Genomic DNA, 24,157 nt, shown 5'->3' on the forward strand with positions numbered 1-24,157 from the left:
CGGGGGAAACCCGAGAAAAGGTGAAGCGACCCACCGCGGATCAGCGGTTAACCGCCTGAATCTCCTGCACGGTGACGTCCTGCTGGAACTCGGAGAATCCCGCGTCCATCGCCGTACCGTTGGGCTGCGAATTCGCGGTCGGTGTCCACCACACGCGCCACGTCATGTCCGCCGTGAACGGATATGTCCCCGCGCTCGCCTTCAGGTACGTGACGTTGCACCCGGCCCCCGCCGAGTTCAACGCCGCCGCCCCGCCGAGGTCGTACTCACAACTCCCCGGCCGCGCGTACTGCGTCCCCGCCTGCACCGTCAGACTCTGCGGCACCGCCGTCACTGTCGCCGCGAGCACCTGCCCATTCGGCTCCGTGAGCTGCGCCGTCACCGACACCTGCGCGTTCGCCCGCTGGAACTTCACATACGTCGGCAGATTGACTTTCTGATTCTCCGGCGCCGGACTGAGGTCAACACCCTTGGACGGCAGCTTCATCTGCCCGTACGCGGCGTCGGCCAACATCTTCGGCGTGATCTGTCCGGCCGGCGGATTGGCGGGCGGCCGCCAGAAGTACCCGTCGTCATAGGGGCAGAAGCCATGGTTCGGCTGGTTCATCTGCACTTCGTCCCAGGTAAGGACCCACCAATTACCGTCCTTGCCCTCGTTGTACTTGTACCCGTCCATTTCGTTGTTCTGATCGTTGTAGAAGTTGTAGGTCGTGCCCGACCCGTCATGACCGGCCTTGTAGAACCGCGCCATGATCTCCGCCTTCATCTGCTCCGGAGTCATGGCCGTGTACCAGCACACCGGCGGCGAGAAGTTGGCATTGGACGACCTCACCGGCTGCGGATTGTCCCCGTCCCCAGTCCCGCGGTGGACGTAGTCCACATGCGCGGTATAGGTGGTCCCGTCCCCGGTGGTAGTGCTGTTACCGGTCGGCCCGTTCGCGTCGACATCGTCACCGGCGGAGGCCGAAGTGACCCCGGCCGTCAGGAAAGAAAGGCACATCAGTGTAGTGACGAGTCCACGACTGAATCGGTTACTCACGCGACCTGGCACTGCTTTGCCCCCTTGAGCCACTGGTGGTCGAAGACCGTCCACTCGCCCGACGACGACTTCGTCATGAGTAGCGTCCATTGACGGAAGTCGGTCGCCGACGGGGTCGTCATCTTCGCCTGGCCAGTCGTCGAATCCTTCGAGTACGCCTTCCGCTGGTCCTCGCAGTACGCGACGGAGAGATTGCCGCCACCGTTCGCCAGCGTCTTCACCACGGGGTTGTAGTAGTGGTACGTCCCCGTGATCCCGCCCTTGCCCTTGATCTGCGCCAAGAGCGAGTCAGCGAAGGCCGCTCCGCGGTCACCCGTCCAGAACCGGCTGAAGTTCGGCGTCACCTTCGAGTGCGCCTTCACCTCGATCTCGAGCACCGCCTGCGCCGCGTACGTGGCATCCGTCAGCACGGCCTTCTTCGTCGGGTCGCTGTCGTCAAACCCCTTGAAGTCCACCTTGACGTCGGACGGCAGATCGAACTTCGGAGCGTTCGGCCCCGCCGCCTGCGTAGGCGAAGCCGTCGTCGCCGAAGGCGCCGCCGTCGTCACCGTCTCCGTCGGCTGAATCTTGTCCGAGCTGTCCGACCCACCCCCACCGCAAGCGGTCAGCAGCAGGCCCGCCGACGCTGCGAGGGCGACGGCGATGGGCAGGGATGAGCGGGTCACGATGAGATCCCCCGTGAGTCGTCCAGTTACCGAGTCAGTTGCGCGTAGCCCTTGACATTACCGGCGCGCGTCGTGGGGCTGTAGGGCCCTCCCGTGATCGGTACCGGTTCGCAGCACACTTCACACACCCTTCACTCCCGGAATCGCGCCCACCTCAGGGGCCCCACTTGTCACGTCGATCACCGTACGTATAGCGTCGATCACTCGAACACCAGAGCTTCGGGCGGGCGGGGAGGGTGGGTTCGATGGGGGACGCGCGGGCGGGGAGGTTCCCGCTGCTCGGGTTCGACCCGACGCCGGGAGACGTGGACAGGACGCGCGCACTGGCGCGTCAACTGGGCGATCTGCACGGAGAGTTGACGGCGACCGTCACCGAGCTGGACCGGCTCGACTGCGGCTACTGGAAGGGCGAGGCCGCCAAGGCCTTCGTCTCCCACATCGACAGCGACATCGCGCCCCTGATCAAGAAGGCGCACGACTCCTTCGGCCGTGCTTCCAGCGCCCTGTCTCGCTGGGCCGACCAACTCCACGGTTTCCAGGCCGAGGCCGACGCCCTCGAAAAGGAAGCCGCCACCAAACAGGGCTCCCTCGACCACGCGAAGTCCGCCGCCGACCCACCCCACCCCCCAGGCGACCGGCCCGCCTTCGTCACCCCCGCCCAACTCGGCAAGGACGCCAAAGCCCAACAAGCCGTCACCGACGCCGCCAACGCCCTCGACGGCGTACGCCACCGCGCCGAAGAACTCCACAACCGCTTCACCAGCGCCGCCACATCCATCAGCCACGACCTCGACAAGGCCGGCGACATCGCCCCGGACAAACCGGGCCTGTTCAGCCGCCTGGCGCACGGCGTCGCGGACGCCTGGAACGACACCCTCCAATGGGTGAAGGACCACGCCGACCTCATCAAACTCATCGGCGACCTGCTCAGCGACCTCAGCGGCATCCTCGGAATGCTGGCGATCCTGACGCTGCCCTTCGAGCCCATCGGCGCGATCTTCGCCGGGCTGGCGGTGGCCACGAGCGCCTTGGCGCTGGCGACGCACCTGATCGCCAAATTGGCGGGCGTGGACGTGAGTTGGCTGAGTATCGGCTTCGACGCGCTCGGCTCCGTTCCGGGACTCACCGCGTTCACCAAGGGCGCGTCGACGGCCGTGAAGGGGGTGACAGCCGCGGAACGGGCAGTTCAGCTCGGCAGGGCCTACAAGGTGGGTTCGGCGATCACGAAGGGCGCCACGGAGGGGATCAACTGGGTGGGGAAGGCGGACGAAGTCGTCTCCGGAGGCGTCAAGTTCAAGAGCATCGCCCTGTGGGGGAAGAAGAGCGTGGAGGGGATCAGCGCGACCGGGATGAAGGGGCGCCTGGCCATGGTGGCGGAGAACAACATCGCCAAGGGCCAGCTCATCGGTACGAAGGGATGGAACCTCATCGCCAAGGAGAGCCGACTCGCCGTCGATCCGTTGACCGGCCTCGGCCGCAACATCGACGCCGGGCTCAAGCTCGCGCCGAAGGTGTGGTCCATACCGCAGCACATCGGCGAGGCTGTACACCTGGGGGACCGCTTTCATCAGTCCGCGAGCGATCACTGAGGTTGGGCACAGGGAATGACATGGCAGCCGGCGCCCGGTGAGGTGCTCCAGATCCGATGGCCCATCGAATTCGCGACGGGTGTGTCCCGCCTCGTGGAGGGGCGGCGGTCGTTTCGCGACACTGACAGGCGCGACATCGAGGCGGAGTTGCAGGCCGACGAGGCCTGGCCGGCGCGGCCGGAGTTCGCGGTGCTCGACGCCTCGGAGCAGCGCGAGCAGCGCGCGGTGAACGGAATGCTGCGGTGGGTTCCCGCGGTGGTCGGGGCGATCGTCAATCTGGGCGGGCCGTCAGGGGTGGGCGGAGGGCGCGAGCCGCACGGGCCGCGCGAATCGCAGGACCCGGAGAACGAGGTCGAGGACTTCCCCGTCATGTGGGCCGAGCGTGGCGCGCTCGCACGGAACGTGCCATGGGAGCTGGACCCCGACCGGGTGCCGCGCCGCGCGGGCGTGGCCCTCCTCGCCACGGACCTCGCGGTCACCGACCGGAGCGTGTACGTCGTCGGTTACGGGCCGAAGAGCCCGGACGAGGCCGAAGTCCTCTGGTCGACGCCGCGCTCCACGATCACGCACGCCGAGGTCATGCCGTGCTCGGGCGCCCATCCCGACCTGCGTCTCACATTCACCGACGGCTCGTGGATACGGCTCAACGCGAAGGCCACGAGCCAGGCCAAGCTCCTGGTGAACGCCGTCAACGGTGCCTCGCGTGTCATCTCCGAGGCCGATCTCACCGACGGCCAGCGGGCACAGGTGACCGAGACGGCCAAGCGCTTCAAGGTCGACGCCGGTCTTCCCCGGGTCTTCACCCGGCTTCCGAGCGGTCTCGTCCAGGCGGAGCTGCGGCGTTCTTCCCACCGGACGGGGCAGTCCGTCTCGTTGTGCATGACCAACGACGGCTCCCCGGCCGCTCCTCACCCCGACGACATGTGACGACGTGCCCGGGGCGCGTGAGGGAGCGTCAGGCGGCGAGGTCCTTGTCGTGGGCGCTTTGGTGGGGGTAGGGCTGGCCGCGGCGCGGGGGTGCGGGGGTGGTGGTGGCGAGGCGGTGGCGGGAGTGGATGAGGGCGGCCGCGCGGGAGTGGGAGACCGCGGTGGTGAGTGAGGTGAGGAGGGCCAGGGCGAGGGGGGCGAGGAGGAGGGCGGTGGCGGCGCCGAGGGCGAAGCCGCCGATGACGTCCGTGGGGTAGTGGACACCCATGTAGACGCGGCAGAAGCCCTCGCCGAGGGCGAGCAGTATGGCGACCGTGCCGACCTTGCGGCTGACCATGAAGAGGGCGACGGCCATGGCGGCGGTCAGCGTGGCGTGGTCGCTCACGAAGGAGTAGTCGGTCTTGCCGTGGACCAGGACGTCGATGCCGTCGTGGTCCACGAAGGGTCTAGGCCGCTGGACCAACGCGCGGATCGGGATGTTGAGCAGCAGGGCGATTCCGGCGGCGAGGCCGGACCACAGCACACCGGCGACGGCGGCCGGAGCGTCCGGGACCGGGGCGCGGCGGGCGACGCGCCACCAGCACAGGGCGGCCAGCAGTACGGTGAGGCCGATCAGCCCGTACTCGCCGATGAACTCCACGGCCCGGTCGACACCGCGCGGGGCGTGCTTGGCCAGGTCGTTGATGTCGCGGAGCAGGCTGATGTCGGGGTTCACGCTGTCATTGGCGACCGCTGCCATGGGTGGTGCCCCTTACCTAGCAACTCACTGACTGTGCCTGTACGGCTCGGCTCGTCTGCAACCCCCGTCGCTTGCGTCCCGCGCCATTCTCCCCCGTACAACGACCGACACGCTACGTAGCGTTCCGGTCTTCGCCAGAAGATCACCATGCCGTTATCCAAGGGTGACCGGAGAGGACGATCTGGCCCATTTGCGGCCCGGCGCACAGGCCAGAGCCTTACGCAGAGCTGACACGAAAGCCGCGAGCGACGGGGGGACTTACAGAGCCGTCGGCAGCGCCGCCGCACCGTCACGCGTGACGCGGGTCGCCCCGATGTAGTCCGCCGAGCCGATCGGGTCGAAGCGGATCTTGGCCCCGGTGTGCGGCGCGTCGATCATGTAGCCGCCGCCGACGTAGATCCCGACGTGGTGGATGGTGCGCGGGTCGGTCAGGTCGGTGGCGAAGAAGACGAGGTCGCCGGGGAGGAGTTCGGCCCGCGACGGGTGCGCGCCGGCGTTCCACTGGTCGTTGGCCACGCGCGGCAGTTCGATCCCCACCGAGTGGTACGCGGCCTGCGTCAGCCCCGAGCAGTCGAACCGCCCACCCTGCGCCGCCGTACCCTCACCGCCCCACAGATAGTCGGTGCCGAGCCGCTGCTGCGCGTAGTAGATCGCCCCGGCCGCCTGCTGCGACGGCGCGACCCGGCCGACCGGCGCGGCGAAGCTCTTCGACAGGCTGGTGATGATCTTCACGTAGTTCTGGGTCTCCGCGTACGGCGGGACACCGCCCGCCTTTATCACCGCGTACGCGCCCGCGTTGTACGACGCCAGCATGTTCGCCGTCCGGTCGCCCGGCACGTTCTTCACGTACGACGCCAACTCGCAGTCGTACGAGGCCGCCGACGGGATCGCGTCCTCCGGGTCCCAGACGTCCGCCTTGCCGTCACCGTTGGCGTCGATGCCGTGGGTGGCCCAGGTGCCCGGAATGAACTGCGCGATGCCCTGCGCGGCGGCCGGACTCTGCGCCCGCGGGTTCCATCCGCTCTCCTGGTAGAGCTGCGCCGCCAGCAGCGCCGGGTTGAGCGCGGGGCAGAGATTGCCCCACTTCTGGACGAGCGACTGATATATGGCCGGAACCGATCCCTTGGCGAGCGTCACCGTCCCGCCGCCGCCACCGCCCGCGAGCCCGGCCGCGGCCGAGTACGTGCCCACCACGAGCAGCGCGAGGAACGAAAAGCACAGGCCACAGCCGATAATGACGGGGAGCCAGATCTTCCGCGCCACAGGGCGACCCTTCCTCTCGGTTCCCGAACACGCACTCGTACGGTCTCGTACGTTCCTATCGTTGCCCTACGGTGACGCTCGTGATACACAGAGTAGTCGTCTACGTCCTATCGAACACCGGTCCACGCACTATTTTGACGGCTACGGGCCGGATCACACGGACGATCCGCCGAGAAAGTCGTTGAGTCGACATGCAACAGCGTCATCCTCGGCCAAGATAGACCCTGGACCCTTGCGCCCCGGCGAGGGAGCCAACTGATCGAGCGGGGTGGTGAGTTACATGTTCGTGGCAGCCGCTAAGGGCGACATCAACACCATCATCGGTGGCATCGCACCGGACTGGGGACCCTTCGGGTCCCTCGGCAATGAAGCACGCGTGATGATCGAAGTGGTCATGGCGGTGGCGATCCTGCTGTGCCTGGCCATCGCGATCTGGGGCGCGGCGAAACAGAGGATCGGCGCGACCGCGCTGCGCGACACCTTCAGCGCGGAGCAGGGCAAGGGATTGATCATCGCCGGGCTGACCGGCGTGTTCATCATCGGATCACTCGGCACGCTGTTCACCATCGTGTACGGGATGGCCGTCTAGACCCGAGACCCGCTGGAAACAGCCGCCCGTCCCACTTCGTACCCGCTTCTCCGTCGACGTCCCTGGAGCCCGTCCCAGGCTCCACCTTCCCACCTGAGGCTGCGTACTGATGCCCACTCAACCAAGCAGCGGTGCCGTCCGTGCCACACGCCGCTCCGGCGTGCCCGCGGCGCGGGCGCCCCAGGGGGCGAAGGCACGATGAGCCTCGGCCAGGACGGACCCCCGACCAGGACCCGGATGCCGGAGGGCCACGGCGGCCACGGAGGCGGTGCCCGCCGCCCCCAGCCCCGGCGCGCCCTGGTCACCGTCGTCAGCATCATCGCCCTCCTCGTCGCGGCCCTGGCCTTCGCCAACCGCGGCTCCCACCCGTCCTCCTCCGGCTCCGCCAACAACGGCACGGCGGCCGGTTCCGGCGCCACCGCCGGCTCCAGCGGCGGGGGCGGTGGCAAGGCCGGCACGGACGCCCCGACCGCCCCCTCCGGCCAGAAGCCGGTCACCGGCAAGAGCGGCGGCATCCCCTCCGGCTTTGCGCACAGCGGGGAGGGGGCGCAGTCGGCGGCGGCGAACTACGCCGTCTTCCTCGGAGGCGACGGCATGTACTCCGCCGCCCGCCGCCACGAGATCGTCGACACCGTGTACGCGGCCGACGCCGCCGCGAAGGTGCAGAGCGATCTCGACAAGGCCTACTCCGACGCGGCCTTCCTCCAGCGGATAGGGCTCAAGCCCGACGGCACGGCACCGGCCGGGATGACGTTCATCTCCCGGGTCAACCCGGTCGGTTCCAAGGCGGAGAAGATCAGCGGGGACACGGCCACCGTGAGCGTCTGGTTCTCGTCGCTGTTCGGTCTGGCAGGCGAGGGGTCCACCAACCCGGTCGCCGAGAGCTGGTACACGAACACGTTCGAGATGAAGTGGGTCGGCAACGACTGGAAGATCGTCTCCTTCCAGCAGAAGGACGGCCCCACTCCGGTAGGACGTGACCAGGCCGCGTCGTCGGCCCAGGACATGACCAACGCAGTGAACGGGTTCGGAGGCTTCACCTATGCCCGGTAGTCGTCGTGTCCTGACCCTGGCCGCCGTTCTGAGCAGTGCTCAGGTCTCCGCGGTGCTGCTCGCCACGCGCGCGCTCGCCGATCCCTCGCCCAAGGCCACGGCCCCGGGCTCCGGTACGGCGACCAAAGACCCCTGCGCGCTCATCCGCGGCCCGGCCAAGTCGTACTGCGAGAACGGCGCGCCCTCCACCTCCACCAAGGGCGGCACCGACTCCAGCACCACGCTCGACCCGCTCACGTCCCTCGGGCGGGGCTGCGCCGACGCCGCCGCGTGGACGATCGACAAGCTGTCCCAGGCGGTGACGAAGACGACGCAGGTCGACTTCACGAACACCGCGTTTCTGCGGCAGTACGCGGTGGTGTTCGCGGCGTCGACGATTCTGACGCTGGTGCTGTGGCTGCTGGCGGTGGCCAAGCGGGCGGTGCGCGGGGTGCCGTTGACGGAGGCTTTGACGGAGGCCGTCGGGTTTCTTTGGCTGACGGTGCTGGCGTCGGCGTTCACACCGCTGGTGCTGTACACGGTGGTGACGGCGACGGACGCGGTCACCGAGGTGATCTCGTCGGGAACCTCGTCGAACACGGATGTGTTCTTCGGGTCGTTCTCGGGGGCGCTGACGAAGGGCAAGGACATCGGCGGCGGCCCGATCATGCTGATCGTGGTGTCGATGGTGTCGATCCTGGCCGCCGGTGTGCTCTGGCTCGAACTGGTGATCAGGGCGGCCCTGCTGTACGTGGGGGCGCTGCTGGGCACCGCGGTGTACGCGGGTCTGGTGGACAAGAACATGTGGGGCCACGTGCGCCGCTGGGCCGGGATCATGATCGCGGTGATCCTGGTGAAGCCGGTGATCGTGATCGTGCTTGGTCTGGCTGGTGCGCTGTCGTCGTCCAAGGACGGACCTGACGCGTTCTCAGCGGTGGTGTCCGGCCTGTCGATCATCCTGCTGGCGATCTTCGCGAGCGCGATGATTTACCGCTTCGTGCCCGGTTTCGGCGACGACGTGGTGAATCTGCGGAACAACCGCAAGGCCAGCGGCCAGAGCCAGGCCGCCGCGGTGATCTCGTCGCCCGCGGCGCTGGTGCGGCAGGGCATCAACACGCACAGCGCGCGCGGCGGGCCGCAGGAGCAGGCGCAGGGCGGCGGCTCGCAGCCGTCGAACCCGGTGGCGGGCGGGGTGGCCGCGCACAGCAGTCGTACCGGCAATCCGGGACCGTCCGGCGGGAGCGGCGGCTCCGGCGGTGGCTCACGTACGGGCGGAAACGGCTTCGGGGGCGGAAACTTCGGCTCGAACTTCGGCAGAGGCTCGGGCTCAGGACCGAACAACGGCAATTCGCAGGGAGGTGATCGCCGGTGACGACCCAGCCCTTCACCCAGCCGCGCCGTACGTATCTGATCGGCAAGGCCCGGCCCAACGCGATCGTGGGCAAAAACCGGGAGACCGGCGAGATCGCGCTGATCGTGGCCGGAGCGGGCCTCGGCATGCTGTGTGGCCTCCTGGTCCCGGTGCTGCTGCTGCGCATCGTCGGCCTGGTCGGCTGGCCGATGCTGGCCCTGGCCGCGGTGTACATGCCGTACCGGCGGCGCACCTTCTACCGCTGGTTCGAGATCAACCGCACCTTCCGCCGTACGCTGCGGGTCTCGCCCACCTACCGGTCGGGGATCGAGGAGGCCGGGATCGGGCTCGACGGGCGCGAGGTCGAGGTCGGGCCGCCGCCTGGGATCGGGCGGATCAGTTGGCTGGCGGCGCCGTTCGGGCCCGACGAGATCGCGGTGCTGCTGCACGTCGACCGGCGTACGGTGACGGCCGCCATCGAGATCGAGGGACCCGGCGTCGGGCTGCGTGACAGCGAGGACCAGGAAGCCCTGGTCGAGCGGTTCGGCACCCTGCTGAAGCATGTGGCCAACGGCGACGGCTTCGTGACCCGGCTTCAGATGCTCGCCCGCACCCTGCCCGCCGACCCTGACGCCCACGCCAAGGACGTCGCCCAGCGCGGCGACCCGGCGGCCGAGAACTGGCTCAAGGACTCCTACGACCAGCTCCAGTCCATGGTGTCGACCTCCTCCGAGCAGCACCGCGCGTATCTGGTGGCGTGCATGCACTTCACGCGCGAACTGGCCGCCGAGGGCAACGCGATGGCACGCGCCACGTCGGGCCGCGGCGTGAAGGTCGACAAGGATGCGGGACTCGCCGCGGTGATGGCCCGTGAGCTCAACGACATCTGCGCCCGTCTCGCCGAGGCCGACATCCGCGTCAGGCAGCCGCTGGGCCAGGCCCGGCTGTCGTCGCTGGTGCACTCGATGTACGACCCGGACCACCCCATCGACCACATCCAGGCGATGACGCGCCGCAATGCCTGGCCGGCCGAGCTGGACGCGACCGAGCCGACGTACTTGCAGGCCAAGACCCGTGAGTCGTCGACCCGCGCGCCCTGGAACCACTCCACCGCGTGGGTCAAGGAGTGGCCCATGACGCCGGTCGGGGTGAACTTCCTGGCGCCGCTGCTGGTGCACACCCCCGATGTGATCCGTACGGTCGCGGTCACCATGGACCTCGAACCCACCGATGTGGCCATCGAGCGGATGCTGACCGAGAAGACCAACGACGACGCCGACGCCAGCCGCGCCGCGAAGATGAACCGGGTCGTGGACCCGCGCGACGTCGCCCATCACGGGCGGATCGACCAGCGTGGCGAGGACTTGGCGAGCGGCGCCGCCGGCGTCAACCTCGTCGGCTACATCACGGTGTCCTCGCGCTCCCCGGAAGCGCTGGCGCGCGACAAGCGCACCATTCGCGCTTCCGCCGGTAAGTCGTATTTGAAGCTTGAGTGGTGCGATCGTGAGCACCACCGGGCATTCGTTAATACGTTGCCGTTCGCGACCGGCATCCGCCGCTAGTCCGCCCGTACGAGGAGGCCACCGCCATGCCCATGCTGGACCCTCTTGCGGCGCTCACGGACGCCTTCACGAGCTTCCTGTTCGGCCGGGTCGAGTCGACGCGGCTGCCGGTGCGCACCTCCACCGGCCAGGCCCAGGCGGTGTACCTGCCCACAGCCGCCCCCGGGCTCGGCGACTCCGGCGTCATCATTGGCCGCGAGGTGTACTCGGGCAAGGGGTACATCTACGACCCCTTCCAGCTCTACGGCCAGCAACTGCCCGCCCCGCACTGGCTGGTCCTCGGCGAGTCCGGCAACGGCAAGTCGGCGCTGGAGAAGACCTACGTACTGCGCCAGCTCCGCTTCCGCGACCGGCAGGTCGTGGTGCTCGACGCGCAGGGCGAGGACGGCGTCGGCGAGTGGAACCTCATCGCGAAGTCGCTGGGATTAACTCCCATCCGGCTGGACCCGATGGCCGCGCTGGACGGCGGCATCAAGCTCAATCCCTTGGACCCGGCGATCACCCTCACCGGTCAGCTCGCGCTGCTCCGGACGATCATCGAGGTCGCGATGGGCCGCGGTCTCGACGAGCGGTCCGGCTTCGCGCTGAAGGTCGCGCACGCCTATGTGATCGAGACGATCACCGACCGGCAGCCGATCCTCACCGACATCGTGGAACGGCTGCGGCACCCGCTGGAAGAGTCGGCGGAGGCCATGAACGTCGACCTGGACGACGTCCGCGCCTGGGGCCTGGACGTGGCCCTGGTGCTCGACCGGCTGGTCGACGGTGACCTGCGGGGCATGTTCGACGGGCCCACGACCGTCGGCATCGACCTGGACGCGCCCCTGATCGTCTTCGACCTCTCCCACATCGACCGCAACTCGATCGCGATGCCGATCCTGATGGCGATCGTCGGTGTGTGGCTGGAGCACACCTGGATCAGGCCCGACCGGAAGAAACGCATCTTCCTGGTCGAGGAGGCCTGGCACATCATCAACTCGCCCTTCGTGGCCCAGCTCTTCCAGCGACTGCTGAAGTTCGGCCGCCGCCTGGGCCTGTCCTTCGTCGCCGTCGTCCACCACCTCTCGGACGTGGTCGACGGGGCTGCGGCGAAGGAAGCCGCCGCCATCTTGAAGATGGCCTCCACCCGCACCATCTACGCCCAGAAGGCCGACGAGGCGCGCGCCACCGGGCGGGTGCTCGGCCTGCCACGCTGGGCGGTGGAGATCATCCCGACGCTCACCCCCGGCATCGCCGTCTGGGACGTCAACGGCAATGTGCAGGTCGTCAAGCACCTGATCACCGAGGCGGAACGGCCCCTGGTCTTCACCGACCGCGCGATGACCGAGACCTCTCTGGAGCACGAGGCGGAGGTCGAGGCCGAAGCGGCGTCGGAGGCGGAGGCCGAGGCCCGTGCCGAGGCGCACGCCGCCGCCGAGGTGGCGCTGGCCAAGCAGTTGGCCGACGACGCGGTGGCATGAGAGGTGGGGTGAGATGGCCGGGAGGAAACGCGAGTCCTCTGGGGGCCTGCCGGACGGCCTGATCGTCGGCGTCCTCGGCTTCCTGCTGGGCGTGACGCTGCTGGTGTGGACGGCCACCGGCATCGCGGGGGTCCTCTCGCACGGCGGCTGGCCCGCCGAGGTGCACTTCACCCGCACCCCCCAGGCCATGCGGCACCTGATCGCGGAACCGCACGACGTCGCCGCGGCCTGGCCCGACTCGCCTCCCGGCCAACTGCCCGGCTCCGGGCTGTTCTGGGGCATCTTCATCAGCCAGTTCATGGTGCTGTTCGTCCTGACCGTCTTCGTGCTGAACGCGGTGGCCCGCACCCGCGCCCGCCTCAGGGCACCCCGCCAGGCCCCGCCCGCCCCGGCCCCGGAGGCGGCGCCCACGCCGGCGGAACGCGCCCCGCTGCCCTCGCCGCGCCGCCGCCGCGGCCAGCCGGTCGGGTCCAAGGCGGCAGGCGACGACGGCCTGGATGCCTGGTTCCGCTCCGTGCCGGGCGCGGCGGGTCCGCGCGAGGACGCGCCGACCACGGCCTTCGAGCCGATCCCCGCCGCGGCCACCGAAGCGACCGGGCCCACCGCCGCCGGAGCCACCGGCACCATGGCCGCAGCCCCGATCCCGCACCCCGTCGCCGACCCGCTGCCCGGCGGTGAAGTCACCCGCACCTATGCCCTGTTCGCCAGCCCGCGCGGCGACAAGTCCAAGCGCATCGTGCAGCCCGCCGTCCTGGCCGCCGCGGGACCCGCCGTGGTCACCACCGCGGACCCGGACACGTATCAGCAGACTGTCGGCAACCGCAGCAAGCTCGGTCCTATCCACGTCTACGATCCGGTGCACCTCCTCGATGTGCCCGGGCGGCTGCGGTGGGCGCCGCACGGCGGCTGCGAGCGCCCGGAGACCGCCGGGATACGCGCGGGCGCACTGCTGGCGCCGCTGCGGCCCGCGCGCGCCGACGAGGCCATCGTCCACGACGCCGCCGTGACACTGCTGCGCTGCTGGCTGCACGCGGCGGCCCTGGACGGCGGGCCGTTCCGCCAGGTGCAGCGCTGGGCGGCGAGCGGTTCAGCGGCCGGTGAGGCGGTGCGGATCCTGCGTACCGACACCGAGGCCGCCTCCGGCTGGAGCGGCGAACTGGAGTCGGTGCTGCACGCCCACCCCGAACGCCGGGACGCGGCGCAGGCGTTGATCCGCCAGACACTCGAACCGCTGAACGCGGTGCACATCCGCGACGCCTGCAATCCACCGCGCTCAGGTGGCCTCGACGTGGAGTCATTCGTCGCGGAAAGGGGCACACTTTACGTAGTGGGTGAGCGCATCGAGGATCCGCGGACCCACTTGGGTGCGATGCCCCTGCTCACCGCACTCGTCTCCAGCGTGGTCGAGCACGGCCGGCGCATGGCCGCAACGTCATCCGCCGGTCGGCTCGACCCACCACTGACCTTCGTCCTGGACGATGTCGCCGCGCTGGCCCCGCTCCCGGGCCTGTCCGACCTGCTGAGCACCGGTCACCACTCCGGTCTGCCCACCCTCGCCGTCTTGCGCTCCCCCGAACAGGCGCTCGCGCGCTGGCACGCGCCGCTGTGGCAGCACGCCGACATGCGCCTGGCCCTGGGCGACGAGACGGCCGACGCGCTCCCGCCGTCGATCCCGGACGCGGTCCGCATCCGCTGATTCCGCGCGCGGGCACCCGGCCGCGCACACGCGCCCGCCCGCGTGTGCGCACGCGCGGGAGAGAACGCACGGGAGAGATGCCCCGTGCGGGAACGCGGGCGCGCCGCCCGCCCGCCCGGCCGGTTCGCGCCCCTGATTCCCCTGCTCCCTGTTGAGTTGTCAATGTCCGCCTGTCACTGATCATCAGTATCCGCTCCACGGTGTCCTCGTGGGGCAACTGATTTCCAGCCTGTGGATAACTCACTCGCCGAAAGTCGCCCTGTGGAAAACTCCGCGAGCGAATCCGCCGACCCTGTTACCGTTCGAGAGTCGACCGCGGGACTCCGTCGCGACTTCCGGAACCTGCCTCTAAAGCAATGATTCGCAGCTCGCGCCCTCATTCCCCGGTCGGCACCGAACACCTCGAACACACCAGCACTCGACGCCCCAACACACCTACGCGGGAACAGGAGTCACGTCATGAAGCCAGAAGGACTGATCGCCGCCGAGGACGTCCTCCTGTTCGCCAATGCCGCGACCACATCCACCGCGCAACGCGAATTCCACTCCGCCGCCGACGCCCAGCACCTCTCGCTCGGCTTCCTGCACGCGTACATGCTGGGCAACTACCGTGATCTGTACGCCGCCGCACTCGCCCTCGACATCAACGACCACAACGCCGCGCTGATCATCCGCCGACTGCTGGAGAGCGCCACCGAAGCGACCCCTGAACAGCGCCGCTCCGAAGGCCGGTTGATTGCCCGACGGCTGACCGCACTGCCCCCGCAGCGGGTCTACGCCCTCTTCGCCGCGCTGCGCCGGGCCAAGGTCAACAACCGCCGCACCCGCGCGATCATGCGGGACTGGCTGACCGCCCGCCCCGACCCGGCGTTCGACGCCGTCAAGTACCGGACCGGGGTGAAGACGGCGCTGCGGCACGCCCACCTGCGCTCTTGGGAAGCCGAGTTGGGCGACTTCCTGTTCGCCCCACGCCGCCGCACGCGGTACGGGACGCCGCTGCTGGAGACCTGGCGGCGCGCGCACTACGAGCAGGCGGCGGTCTACGAGTTGCCGTTCACCGTCGCGGAGGGCTTCGCGGCCCGGCACGGCATCGCGCGCGCGGCATTCCTGGAGCGGATCGCGCCCCGGATGACCCGGCTCGAGCGGCTCCGTTTCCAGGACTCGGCGCGCCGCCGCGGCGCGACCGCCGTCCGGACCGGCTTGACGCGGATGTCGCTGACCCGGCTTGCCTCGTACGTCCTCGGGCTGTCGCTGGACGAACGAGCCGGTCGACGGGCGGAGTTGACGGCGGCGCTGCGGGCCGCCGCGCACCGGGCCGCGCGCGGCGAGCGCGGCTGGGGCCGGGTCGCGGCAGTCCTGGACGACAGCTTCTCCTCATACGGCTCCGGCCAGAAGCGGCGCCGCCCGCTCGCGGTGGCGCTCGCAGCACACCACCTGCTGGAGGCACTCGCCGACTCGTACACACCCCTGTGGACCTCGGGACGGAGCGATCCGCTGCTGGCGTTCCCGCACGGGGCGACCCCGCTCGGCGAGCGGATTCTGGACGCGCTGGAGACCGGCCCGGACCGGCTGCTGATCATCTCCGACGGCTGGGACAACGCACCGCCGGGGCTGGCCGCCGAGGTGCTGCGCGTATGGCGGACGCGGCTCGACCCGGACGGGCGGGTCACGGTCGTACACCTCAACCCCGTGTACGACGCGGACGACTTCGACGTGCGCCGCCTGGCCCCGACCGTGCCCACCGCGGGCATCCGCGACGCCGAGGACCTGCCATCGCTGGTCGGCCTGGCGCGGTTCGCCACCGGCCGCACCGGCCTGCCCGAGCTGCGCGCCCACCTGGACAGCCGTATCACCGCGTTCCTGACCGCACCCGAGGAGGCCCGATGACCGCCACCGGCACCCTCCGCCTCGACCTGGCCGGACTCACCACGCGCCCCTCGCAGGTCTGGGGCGGCATCCGCCTCGTCCCGCTGGTCCGCGCCGAACCGCTGCCGGGCCTGCGGCTGCACGCCGAACTGTACGGGGACGGCGTCGGTGTGGTGACGGTCGGGCCGCGCATCACCTACACCTCGTACATCCCGCACGGCTTCGTCGCCGACTGGGGCGCGGACAGCGGTCGTGCGGGCGCCGCGGCGGCTTACGGCACACAGTTGCGCGGCGACCGGGACGCCGAGCCCGTCGCCGCGATGCCGCTGCGCATCCACCGCCGGATGGCACGCCGAGAGGCCAAGCACCGACTGCGGTTCCTGCCACTGCACCTCGCGCTCGACGGATATCTGGCGCTGCACTTCGGCGGCCCGACCATCGCGTGGGAGGAGTGGTCGCAGCGGGCGCTGCGGCAGGGCCTGTCGCCTCGGGTGGAGGAGGCGTACGTCGGCGTGACCGTGCGCGGGATCGGTGACGCGCTGAAGGTGTTCGAGATACACCCGGGCCAGTGCGGGGTGCTGCTCTACGCGGCCGACGCCCTCGCCGCGGCCTTCGTCGTACCGCACCCGGAGGACTACCGGGCGCTGCACGCCACGCTCGTCCAGGACCTGTACGGGGAACTCATCTACCAATACGTCCTGTTGAGCGCGGCCGTGCCGGACTTCGTGCCGAGGATCGACGAGACGCGGGTGCGGACGACGGCGGATCTGCGGGCGGCGGTGGCCTCGGAACAGCGGGCGTGGGCGGAATTCCACGACGGGACGATGGCGGCGGGGCTGCTGAATACCGAGTACGCGACACGGAAGGTGTACCGGGCGGGCGGGTTCACGCTGTCGCGATTCGTACCGGCCTTTCGGCCCCGCGAGGAGAACCACATAGGTGAGGTCATCACCGCGGCGGACGGTCGGATCGCGTATCTGAAGACCTTTCGTCTGTCCGAGACGCAGATTCGGCGCGGGCACCTGTTGGAACGGCTGGCAGCACACGACTGGCACCTGGGACGGACGGCGGAGGAATTCGGGCTGGACGAGAGGGAATTCGCTTCGCGCGTGCGGGCGGCGGGATTCGGTTCACTGCTCCGCCAGGGATGAGGACGCCTCCGCGAAGGGCCGCACCCGAGAAGAACTCGGGGACCACCCACCGCGGGAGCAAACGCGAAAGGCCGCGCCTAAAGCGCTGACTCCTCCGCCGTGAGCCGTCGCACGGACTCCCGCAGGACGATGTGCGTGCCCAGGAGATGGCGGGTCTGGGCGGTGCCGCGGGCGGTGCCGGGGAGGGCGGCGTCCTCTTCGGCGAGGGCGAGGCGGACGGCGGCGCGGCCGAGTTCGTAGGAAGGGATGTTGACGGTGGTCAGGGGAGGGTTGAGGTCTTGGGAAACATCGTCGTTGTTGTAGCCGACCACCGAGATGTCCTCGGGGGTGCGGAGCCCGCGCTCGCGCATGGCGGCCATCGCACCCGCGGCGACCAGGTCGTCACCGGCGAAGACCGCGGTGAAGTCGGGGTTGCCGTCGCACCGCGCGAGCAGGTCCCGCATGGAGTTGTAGCCGTTGGTGCGGCCGAGGCCGATACCCGCGATCCGCTGGTGCTCCGGCCCGAGCCCGTGGTCGGCCAGCGCACGCTGGTATCCGCGCACGCGCGGCTCGGCCGTGCTGTGCCCCGGCATCGTGCCCAGGTAGAGGATCCGCCGGTGCCCGGCGGACAGCAGGTGGCTGACGGCGGCGTACGCACCGGCCTCGTTGTCGTACTCCACCGCGATGACCGGGGTGTCGGGGCTCGGCGCGGGGCGCCCGCACAGCACGAGCCGGGAGCCCGCGGCGGCGAGCCCGTGCGCGTACTCGGTCAGCCGCACGCGGTACGCCTCGTCCTCGACCGCACCGCCGACCAGGATCACGATCTCGGCGCGTTGCTCACGCATCATCTGCACCAGCGCCAGCTCGCGCGCCTCGTCACCGCCGTGGCTGCACACCATGCAAAGCCGGCCGCGCGCGGCGGCCTCCTGCTCGACGCCCTGGGCGACGGCGGCGAAGAAGTAGCTGTCGACCGACATCATGATCACCGCGACCGTCTTCGGCCCGGTCCCGGCCAGCGCCCGCGCCCGGCCGTCGATCACGTAGTCGAGGTCCTTGACCGCCCGCAGCACCTTGGCGCGCGCGGCGGCCGACGTCGGGTAGTTCCCGGCCAGCGCCCGCGAGACGGTGGCGACCGAGACACCCGCCCGGACGGCGACATCGCGGATGGTGACACGCCGGCTCCCGCCGCCCGCACCCGCCGCGGTCCCCGCACCCATGGGGCTTCCCGCGCCCGGCCCGTTACCCGGCCCCGGCTCTGGTGCAGTATCCGCCATCCCCGCCATCCGATTCCTCAGCGGCCCGCAGCTCCGGATCCGCGACGGCCAACACGCAGCGCAAGGACCGACCCACGGCCCGGCGCCAGGCTCAGCGCAGGGCCGGGTCCCACGCCCGACGCTTCGTTCAACACATCGTTCGACGCGGCGCCCGGCGCCCTCTGCGCTGCCGCCCAGCGTAGTAGTGCGGGGCCGGGCGGCAGGCACAGGGCGTCAGTGGTTGGCCGCGTAATCCGCCGCGTACTCGTCGGCGATCTTGTTCAGGCCGTCGCCGCGCATCTTCCTGACCGCCTCGTCCCACGCGCTCAGCGGCTTGCGCCCGGCCACGATCGCGCCGATCGTGTCGAGCCGGTACTGCCCGATGGTGGCTCCGGACCGGGTGAAAGTCTCCGACTGGAGGCCGAACCGCGGATTGCGTACGAGCATCGGCGCGATCTTCACCTGCCAGGCGTGGCTGCGCTTGACGTCGTCCGGCCGCCCCGGCAGGTAGAGCACCTGCGGCGCGTCGGACAGGTACTTGATCGGAAGATTGACGGTGCTCTCCACCAGACCGAGGTCCGTCGGTATCGGCGAGCCCTCCGCGTCACGCGTGAAGTGCGTGCCCTCGATGCCGAAGTGCGTCAGCTCGTACTCCTTGGTGCCGAACGGCGCCGCCAGGTAGTCGAGCACCCGCAGGATCAGCTTGATCCGCTCGGGCGCGGCCTTCTTCAGCACCGTGTAGCCGAAGATCCCACGCGCCCGCTCCATGCCGGGCTTGCCACCGCCCGACGGCGTGTACGGCACCGCGCCGTCCAGGACGAAGGCGTCCTTGATGCTCGGAATGCTCGTGGTCAGCGCCCCGAAGCCGTCTCCCATCGACGCGACCGTGCCGTTGTAGAAGAGCGTCTTGCAGTCGACGGTGGAGGTGCTGAGCGCGTTCGGCAGGTACGTTCCCGCCTGCCGCAGCTTCAGCATGAACTCCAGGCCCGCCTTGTACTCGTCCGTGCCGTACGCGTCGACGAAGTGCCCACCGTCGAGCTTCCACTCCTGCGGCGCGCCGAACGCCATCGTGTGCACCGCGAAGCCGAAGCCGGTCTGCTGCGCCGCGCCCAGCGCGTACTTCTTGCCGTGCGTCGCCTCCTTGGCGACGGCCATGAAGTCGTCCGACGTCCAGCCGTCCTTCATGCCGGCCCCGCTGAAGATGTCGTTGTTGATCCACAGCGTGGTGCCGGGCGCGGACCGCTGCACCGGTACGCCGAGGATCCGCCCGCTGATCCGGCCCATGTCCTCCCACGCGTAGGTGGGGATGTTCGCCAGATTCGGGTAGTCCTTGACCGCGTCGCCCGCCAGGTACTCGCTCAGGTCCGCGCACTTGGCCTGCACGAATTGCGCCTCGCGTGGCAGTACGTGACCGCCGCCGAGGTTGATGACGTCCGGCAGGTCGTTGCCCGCCATCAAGGTGGCCATCTTGTTGTCGTAGTCGGAGTCCGGCACGACCGTGAACTCGATGTTCACCCCCAGCGCCTTGTTGACCGCCGCCCAGAACTTGTTCTCCGACGCGGGCTTCGGCGGCGTCCCGTACGAGATCGTCATCACCTTGATCGTCTCGCCGTTGCCCGGCTTGTCGGGGACCGCGCTGACCAGGTTCTTGGGATACGTCAGATATCCCGGCTGCACCCCGTCCGCCGTCCCCGGCAGATCGGGCGCGGGCCCGCTGACCGGCTTGTACGTCGGCCAGGGTGCGAGCTTCTTGCCCGCGTTGCTCACATCGTGGCCGCCGGACGAGGAGGACGAGCAGGCGGCGAGAACGGATGGGGCGGCCAGAGCGGCGCCACTTGCGGCGATCGAGCGCAGCAGCGTACGCCGCGAGAACGACGAGGTGCTCACGGTCAGTCCTTTCAGGGGTACGGGTGCGATGCGGGTGCGGTGATACGGGTACGGCGGCACGGTCCGCGGCCATGCGGTCCGCGTTCCGCGTACGGCTCAGCTCTTGATGGCGCCGGTCAGCACGCCCTTGGTGAAGTACTTCTGGAGGAAGGGGTAGACGACGAGGATCGGCACGGTCGCCACCACCAGCACCGCCATCTGAATCGTCTGGGGCGACGAGACCATCCCCGCCTCGCTGGCCCCGGAGTCCGCGAGCTGCGCGCCCCCGATGACATACGTGCGCAGCACCTGTTGGAGCGGCCAGTGGTCGGAGTTGAGGTAGATCGACGCGTAGAACCAGGCGTTCCAGTACGAGACCGCGTAGAAGAGCCCGACGACCGCGAGGGCCGCCTTGGACAGCGGGAGGACGATCCTGCGCAGGATCAGCCACTCGCCCGCGCCGTCCAGCCGGGCCGCCTCGTACAGCTCCTCGGGGATCGACTGGAAGAAGCCGCGCAGTACGACGAGGTTGAACACATTGATCAGGACGGGCGCGATCAACGACTCGTAGCTGTCGAGCATGTTCAGGCCCTTGACCAGTAGGAAGCCGGGGATCATGCCGGGCGGAAAGAGGAAGGTGAACAGGATCAGCAGCAGGATCGGCTTGCCGCCGAAAACCTGGGGGCGACTGAGCGCGTAGGCCAGGCCGATCGTGCAGGCGAGGCTGAGAGCCGTGCCGATGATCGTCACACCGGCGCTCACCCACAGCGCGTGGGTGACGATGCTGCCGTCGAAGATCTCCCGGTAGGCGCGCAGAGTGGGGTGTTCCGGCCACAGCACCCAGCCGCCGTTGGCGACCACGTCCTTGTTGGACGCGAAGCTGGTCGACACGATGATCAGGAACGGGACGGTGACCAGGAGGACGACGGCGACCAGGGCCACCGCCTTGGCCGCCTGGGTGACGGGCTTCGGCTTCTCCATCCACGAAGGACGGAGGGGACGGACCGGGCGACTCGAACGGCCCGGACGGACCGAACGGAGCGGGCCGGTACGAGGCGTGCGACCGGCGGACTGAACGGCGCTCATCGGTAGACCCCCTGCTCGCCCAGCCGGTGCGCGACCTTGTTGGCGGTGAAGACGAGTGCGGCGCCCACGACGCCCTTGAAGAGACCGGCCGCGGCGGCATAGCCGAAATCGCCGCCGATGATGCCCTTGTAGTAGACGAAGGTGTCGATGATCTCGGCCGCCTCGGGCCCGACCGCGGGCCGTTGGAGCAGCATCTGCTCGAAGCCGACCGACAAGATGTCGCCGAGCCTCATGATCAGCAGAAGAACGATGATCGGCCGCAGCGACGGCAGGGTGACGTGCCAGAACCGCCGCCACGGACCCGCACCGTCGATCGCCGCGGCCTCGTACTGCTGCTCGTCGACCTGCGACAGCGCGGCGAGGAAGATGATCGTGCCCCAGCCGCAGTCCTTCCAGATCACCTGGGCCACGACCAGCGGCTTGAACGCGTCGGGGTTGCCGATGATGTTCACCGTGTGCAGGTGGGCGTCGCCGAGCACGCTGTTGAGCAGCCCGGTCTCGCCGAGCACCTGCTGGAAGAGGGCCACCACGATGACCCACGACAGGAAGTGCGGCAGATACGCCACGCTCTGCACGAACCGCCGCACGCTGTCACGGGTCAGGCTGTGCAGCAGCATCGCCAGCGCGATCGGCACGGGGAAGAAGAAAACGAGCTGGAGCAGTGCTATCCACAGGGTGTTGACGACCGCGGCCCAGAAGTCCGGGTCGCCGAACATCCGCTGGAAGTTCGCGAAGCCCACCCACTGGCTGGCCCAGAGCCCGTCGAAGGGCACGTAGTCCTTGAACGCGATGACGTTCCCGACCATCGCGCCATAGTGGAAGAGCAGGAAGTACGCCACGCCGGGCGCCATCAGCAGGACGAGGGCGGCGTCCCTGCGCAGCCGCTTGCGGCGCGAACCGGGCTCGGGCTTCACACGGTTCGCCCCGCCCCTACGGGCCAGGCGTTTCGCGCGTCTCACGCGTCGTTCGGACGCGCCCACCGCATCGGCGCGGCTGGTGGCGTCCTGTTCGGCAATCGCCATCGCGTCCTCCTCGACGCTTAAGGTGGGACGGAACCTAAACCGGTTACTACGACAGGTCAACCCCTCGCGCAGCCCAAGACGTTGACCTCCGATGGCGTCGGCCCTAATCTCGTAGCCGAAGAAAGAAACCGATTACACCGACATGCGCGGACAGCGGCCCGCACGCACGGCGACACACGCGCACGACGACGAACACGAGCAGGACCACGAACACGAGCACGTCACCGTGCACAGACACACGCAGACCTGCGGACACGTGAGGGGCAGACATGGCGGAGCGTCCGAATCTGGTGCTGGCGATGCGTCCGGACATCCTCGACCTGGTACTTCCGGCCTCCCTGCGCACCCGGCTCGACGCCCTCGCGGCCGTCCACCCCGCCCTCGTCACCGACACCACGACGCCCGCCGCGCGGGCCGCGCTCGCCGACGCCGACGTGCTGCTCACCGGCTGGGGCGCGCCCGCCGTCGACTCCGCCGTCCTGGCCCTCGCGCCCCGGCTCGGCGCCGTCATCCACGCCGCCGGCACCGTCAAAGGCCACGTCGGGCCCGAGGTCTGGCAGCGCGGCATCGCCGTCTCGTCGGCGGCCGACGCCAACGCCGGTCCCGTCGTGGACTTTACGATGGCCACGGTCGTCCTCGCCGCCCGCCGCGCGCTCGGCACCGCCGCCGAGTACACCGACGGCCAACTCCTCGGCTACCGCGACCGGCGCGGCGCGGACGGCGCCGTCGTCGGCGTCATCGGCGCCTCCCGCATCGGCCGCGGCGTGATCGCCCGGCTCCTCGCCGCCCCCTCCGGCTTCCGCGTCCTGCTCGCCGACCCGTACGTCTCCGCCGCCCAGGCCACCGCTCTCGGCGCGAAACTCGTGGACCTCGACGAGCTGTGCGCGACCTCCGACATCGTCACCGTGCACGCACCCGATCTGCCCGAGACCCACCACCTGCTCGACGCCCGCCGCCTGGCCCTGATCCGCGACGGCGCCTCCGTCATCAACACCGCACGCGGCCGGCTGGTCGACACCGCGGCCCTCACCCGCGAATGCGCCGCGGGCCGCCTGGACGCCTACCTCGACGTCACCGACCCCGAACCACTCCCCCGCGGCCACCGACTGCACAGCCTCCGCAACGTCCTGCTCACGCCGCACATCGCGGGCTGCCAGGGCACGGAGGTCCAACGGCTTGGTGCCTACGCCGTCGACGAGGTCGAGCGCTGGGCACGCGGCGAGGCACTCCTGGGGGCCGTGCTGGTGGACGACTTGGCGCGCATCGCGTAAGGCGACGTGCGGCGGTGCGGCGGTACGGTGCCGGATTCGTCGTCGTCTGGCGGCGCGGCCTAACGGTCCCTGAAGAGCACCATCTCGTACTCCGTCTCGGACGGGTTCAGCGGATACTTCATCGTCTCGCCGGTGCGGATGAAGCCGAAGCGCTGGTAGAAGGACTCGGCACGGCCGTTGTCCTGATGGACCCACAGGTACACGCGGTCGGTACGGTCCCAGGCCCAAGCGATGGCGGCGGCGAACAGGCGCTCGGCCAGACCGGTTCCACGGGTCTCGGGGATCAGATAGACGGCGTTGACGGAGAAGTAGTCGGGACGCTCCACGACGACGGTGAGCATGCCGACCCAAGCGCCGCCCTTGTCGCCGTCGGTCTCGTCGGGCTTGCGGACCGCGTCACGGTCGATGGCGACGAACTGCTGGGATCCGGCACCGGACGCCCGTCGCTGCCAGACCGTGTCGCTCAGCGCGGACTCCTCCTCGAAGGTCCGCGCGAAGGCCATGCTGCTGACCGGGTCCTGGAGCGCTGCCAACCGCAGTGCCCGGATCCGCTGCCACTCCGCCGGTGCCACCGGCCGTATCTCGTACCGCATCATCCGACGGTACAACGCAAAAAAGCTCGGGTCCTCCGAATTAAATTCGGAGGACCCGAGCTGAAAGATTGTTCGGCGGTGTCCTACTCTCCCACAGGGTCCCCCCTGCAGTACCATCGGCGCTGAAAGGCTTAGCTTCCGGGTTCGGAATGTAACCG

The 24,157-nt window shown here is 69.6% G+C and carries 20 protein-coding genes and 1 rRNA gene; 11 read left to right on the top strand and 10 right to left on the bottom strand.

Annotated elements, in window-relative coordinates:
• Positions 1 to 40: 40 nt before the first annotated feature.
• Positions 41 to 1,039 carry a hypothetical protein gene (locus ACFZBB_RS29295; RefSeq protein ID WP_391128468.1) on the bottom strand — a complete coding sequence of 333 codons (999 nt, stop codon included), beginning with the start codon at positions 1,037 to 1,039 and terminating at the stop codon, positions 41 to 43.
• The gene (locus tag ACFZBB_RS29300; RefSeq protein WP_391128471.1) at positions 1,036 to 1,704 is read right to left on the bottom strand and encodes a hypothetical protein; all 669 of its coding nucleotides are present in this window, start codon (positions 1,702 to 1,704) and stop codon (positions 1,036 to 1,038) included. Before ACFZBB_RS29300 ends, ACFZBB_RS29295 begins: the two co-directional genes overlap by 4 nt.
• A 245-nt stretch (positions 1,705 to 1,949) precedes the next feature.
• Between ACFZBB_RS29300 and ACFZBB_RS29305 the strand changes: the two genes are divergently transcribed.
• Together ACFZBB_RS29305 and ACFZBB_RS29310 are read left to right on the top strand one after the other, a co-directional pair.
• Positions 1,950 to 3,293, top strand: coding sequence for a putative T7SS-secreted protein (locus ACFZBB_RS29305; RefSeq protein WP_391128474.1), 1,344 nt, complete (start codon positions 1,950 to 1,952; stop codon positions 3,291 to 3,293).
• A gap of 15 nt (positions 3,294 to 3,308) precedes the next feature.
• Positions 3,309 to 4,220, top strand: a complete 912-nt coding sequence (locus tag ACFZBB_RS29310; protein ID WP_391128477.1) for a hypothetical protein — start codon at positions 3,309 to 3,311, stop codon at positions 4,218 to 4,220.
• A 28-nt stretch (positions 4,221 to 4,248) separates the two neighbouring features.
• On the opposite strand, the gene ACFZBB_RS29315 is transcribed toward ACFZBB_RS29310, so the two are convergent.
• Together ACFZBB_RS29315 and ACFZBB_RS29320 are read right to left on the bottom strand one after the other, a co-directional pair.
• Positions 4,249 to 4,959 carry a phosphatase PAP2 family protein gene (locus tag ACFZBB_RS29315; protein WP_391128480.1) on the bottom strand — a complete coding sequence of 237 codons (711 nt, stop codon included), beginning with the start codon at positions 4,957 to 4,959 and terminating at the stop codon, positions 4,249 to 4,251.
• 258 nt (positions 4,960 to 5,217) lie between these two features.
• Positions 5,218 to 6,222, bottom strand: a complete 1,005-nt coding sequence (locus ACFZBB_RS29320; RefSeq protein WP_391128483.1) for an NlpC/P60 family protein — start codon at positions 6,220 to 6,222, stop codon at positions 5,218 to 5,220.
• A 280-nt stretch (positions 6,223 to 6,502) separates the two neighbouring features.
• Between ACFZBB_RS29320 and ACFZBB_RS29325 the strand changes: the two genes are divergently transcribed.
• The 8 genes from ACFZBB_RS29325 (at position 6,503) to ACFZBB_RS29360 (ending at position 16,929) form a co-directional block, all read left to right on the top strand.
• On the top strand, positions 6,503 to 6,811 hold the full coding sequence (locus tag ACFZBB_RS29325; RefSeq protein ID WP_093717809.1) for a hypothetical protein: 309 nt from the start codon (positions 6,503 to 6,505) through the stop codon (positions 6,809 to 6,811).
• Positions 6,812 to 7,009: 198 nt separating this feature from the next.
• The gene (locus ACFZBB_RS29330; protein ID WP_391128486.1) at positions 7,010 to 7,864 is read left to right on the top strand and encodes a hypothetical protein; all 855 of its coding nucleotides are present in this window, start codon (positions 7,010 to 7,012) and stop codon (positions 7,862 to 7,864) included.
• Positions 7,854 to 9,215, top strand: a complete 1,362-nt coding sequence (locus ACFZBB_RS29335) for a hypothetical protein (RefSeq protein WP_391128489.1) — start codon at positions 7,854 to 7,856, stop codon at positions 9,213 to 9,215. Before ACFZBB_RS29330 ends, ACFZBB_RS29335 begins: the two co-directional genes overlap by 11 nt.
• Entirely contained in the window at positions 9,212 to 10,756 is a 1,545-nt protein-coding gene (locus ACFZBB_RS29340) for an SCO6880 family protein (RefSeq protein ID WP_188285554.1), read from the top strand. Before ACFZBB_RS29335 ends, ACFZBB_RS29340 begins: the two co-directional genes overlap by 4 nt.
• Before the next feature lie 32 nt (positions 10,757 to 10,788).
• Entirely contained in the window at positions 10,789 to 12,216 is a 1,428-nt protein-coding gene (locus ACFZBB_RS29345) for an ATP-binding protein (RefSeq protein WP_188285564.1), read from the top strand.
• Between the two features lie 13 nt (positions 12,217 to 12,229).
• On the top strand, positions 12,230 to 13,912 hold the full coding sequence (locus ACFZBB_RS29350) for a type VI secretion protein (protein ID WP_391128491.1): 1,683 nt from the start codon (positions 12,230 to 12,232) through the stop codon (positions 13,910 to 13,912).
• Between the two features lie 459 nt (positions 13,913 to 14,371).
• Entirely contained in the window at positions 14,372 to 15,799 is a 1,428-nt protein-coding gene (locus ACFZBB_RS29355) for a hypothetical protein (RefSeq protein WP_391128494.1), read from the top strand.
• Complete coding sequence (locus tag ACFZBB_RS29360) at positions 15,796 to 16,929, top strand: hypothetical protein (RefSeq protein ID WP_391128497.1); 1,134 nt, start codon at positions 15,796 to 15,798, stop codon at positions 16,927 to 16,929. The genes ACFZBB_RS29355 and ACFZBB_RS29360 overlap by 4 nt, the downstream gene beginning before the upstream one ends.
• Positions 16,930 to 17,006: 77 nt before the next feature.
• Here ACFZBB_RS29360 and ACFZBB_RS29365 read toward each other — a convergent pair whose 3' ends face one another.
• The 4 genes from ACFZBB_RS29365 to ACFZBB_RS29380 all read right to left on the bottom strand — a co-directional run bounded on the left by ACFZBB_RS29365 (position 17,007) and on the right by ACFZBB_RS29380 (position 21,964).
• The gene (locus tag ACFZBB_RS29365; RefSeq protein WP_391128500.1) at positions 17,007 to 18,125 is read right to left on the bottom strand and encodes a substrate-binding domain-containing protein; all 1,119 of its coding nucleotides are present in this window, start codon (positions 18,123 to 18,125) and stop codon (positions 17,007 to 17,009) included.
• Between the two features lie 270 nt (positions 18,126 to 18,395).
• Positions 18,396 to 20,048 carry an extracellular solute-binding protein gene (locus ACFZBB_RS29370; protein WP_391128503.1) on the bottom strand — a complete coding sequence of 551 codons (1,653 nt, stop codon included), beginning with the start codon at positions 20,046 to 20,048 and terminating at the stop codon, positions 18,396 to 18,398.
• 96 nt (positions 20,049 to 20,144) lie between these two features.
• Complete coding sequence (locus tag ACFZBB_RS29375; RefSeq protein ID WP_188285559.1) at positions 20,145 to 21,008, bottom strand: carbohydrate ABC transporter permease; 864 nt, start codon at positions 21,006 to 21,008, stop codon at positions 20,145 to 20,147.
• Between the two features lie 101 nt (positions 21,009 to 21,109).
• Complete coding sequence (locus ACFZBB_RS29380; protein WP_391128551.1) at positions 21,110 to 21,964, bottom strand: ABC transporter permease subunit; 855 nt, start codon at positions 21,962 to 21,964, stop codon at positions 21,110 to 21,112.
• 440 nt (positions 21,965 to 22,404) lie between these two features.
• On the opposite strand from ACFZBB_RS29380, the gene ACFZBB_RS29385 reads away from it, so the two are divergent.
• On the top strand, positions 22,405 to 23,406 hold the full coding sequence (locus ACFZBB_RS29385; RefSeq protein WP_391128508.1) for an NAD(P)-dependent oxidoreductase: 1,002 nt from the start codon (positions 22,405 to 22,407) through the stop codon (positions 23,404 to 23,406).
• 59 nt (positions 23,407 to 23,465) lie between these two features.
• On the opposite strand, the gene ACFZBB_RS29390 is transcribed toward ACFZBB_RS29385, so the two are convergent.
• Both ACFZBB_RS29390 and rrf read right to left on the bottom strand, forming a co-directional pair.
• Positions 23,466 to 23,999: a GNAT family N-acetyltransferase gene (locus ACFZBB_RS29390; protein ID WP_391128511.1), complete on the bottom strand. Its 534-nt coding sequence runs from the start codon at positions 23,997 to 23,999 to the stop codon at positions 23,466 to 23,468.
• A 70-nt stretch (positions 24,000 to 24,069) separates the two neighbouring features.
• Positions 24,070 to 24,157: ribosomal RNA gene (gene rrf, locus ACFZBB_RS29395) — 5S ribosomal RNA — on the bottom strand; the annotation flags it as partial.

Source organism: Streptomyces sp. NPDC008139, assembly GCF_042957025.1.
Lineage (GTDB): Bacteria > Actinomycetota > Actinomycetes > Streptomycetales > Streptomycetaceae > Actinacidiphila.